Below are 1,350 nucleotides of genomic sequence, written 5' to 3' on the forward strand. Positions count from 1 at the left end.
CACTTGGGGGGCCGATGAATTGCGGTTATGGGACGCTGCGACCGGCATGCAAATCGGCCCAACAATGAAGCATGACAATCTCTGGGGCGCGAATTTCGTCAACGGCCAACGCCAGATTCTTTCATGGGGGCGCGACGGGCAGCATCTATGGGATGTCGATTGGCCACGTGGCGACCTTTTGGCAATCGCTTGCGCGCTACTGCCCGAGCACGAACTGTCGCCCTTGTCGCAACGCTATGGAATCGAACTCACCGAGCCGATCTGCGTCTCAACTGCGCCACTGGACTCGCCGCTGATCCCGTGAGGGAAGTTCCTCATCATGAATCGGCGGTCGCGCGAATAAGGCGTCGCACGAACTTACGTCCCGCGTCCTACCAGAAGCTCCGCGGCATCGGCTGCGGCTGATAGTACTGGTACTGGCCGCGCTGGCGGCGCGGGTTGACGGGTTGCGGGTTCGGATCGCGCTGGAAGAAGAAGCCGAAGCCGTTGCCGCCATTGTCCCAGCTGTCATCGCTCGCCACGTCCATCGGAGGCGCGGTCGGCTTGCGGGTGATGAAGCCGCCCTGCGGCTGGTTGCTCAGCACTGCGACGAATTCGGTGCGATAGTTGGTCTCGCTGCTCAGCGGCTCGTCCGAGATGATGATCGACGAGCGTGGCAGCGCGGTCGGCCCGATGCGATCCCACACGTCCTGCGGGATGGTGATACGGTCGAGCGCGTTCTTGGCGTCGTCGCCGTTTTCGATCGTGACCACGCTCCAGCGCAAGCCCGTCTCGTTCTTCGCCATCGCCGTGAAGATGTGCGTGCCGAGCGGCTGGTCGGGATTGCGGATCGTGACGGGAACCTCGATGCTGGTATCGAACACCTCGCCGCCGCCATCCGGCGCCGGCTTGTGCGTGTTCCGCCGCACATACAGCTTCTGCGTCGCGCGGCTGACATAGACCGAGACCGGCTCGAGCGCGAGTTTTGCGTCCGTCGCCGCTTTGACGGCTTCAGCCTTCTTTGCCGCCGCCGCCTTGGCGGCATCCTTGGTGGCAGCAACGGCGTCGCGCTTCGGCTGCGCGGCGGCCCTGGCGGCATCGAGCTGGCTCGCCGCGTCGGCGGCCCTGGTCGCCGCCTTCTGCTGCAGCTCCTCGGCCTTGGCCCGGGCCTGATCGGTCTTTGCGGCCGCGAGCGACTTGGCGGCGAAGGCGAGCTCGGCGTCGGCGCGGGCCTTCTGCTGTTCAAGCTTGCGCAGCGAGGCGGGAAGCCCCGTGGCCTCCTTCGCCGCCGCCGCAGCAGCCTTCTTGGTCTCGTCGGCCGCGCGGATGGCCTCCTCGGCCTCGCCGGAGAGCTTGTCGACACGGTGCGGC

1 protein-coding gene and 1 pseudogene are annotated in these 1,350 nt (G+C 66.1%); one reads left to right on the top strand and one right to left on the bottom strand.

All coding sequences use genetic code 11. The features are described from left to right. The coding region (locus ACXJL8_RS41205) for a hypothetical protein (RefSeq protein WP_456687052.1) at positions 1–304 on the top strand (304 nt) is incomplete at its 5' end. Between the two features lie 67 nt (positions 305–371). On the opposite strand, the pseudogene ACXJL8_RS41210 reads toward ACXJL8_RS41205, so the two are convergent. Beyond that, positions 372–1,350 (bottom strand): annotated as a pseudogene (locus ACXJL8_RS41210) (L,D-transpeptidase); the annotation flags it as partial.

The sequence above is a fragment of the Bradyrhizobium sp. P5_C11_2 genome (assembly GCF_054049755.1).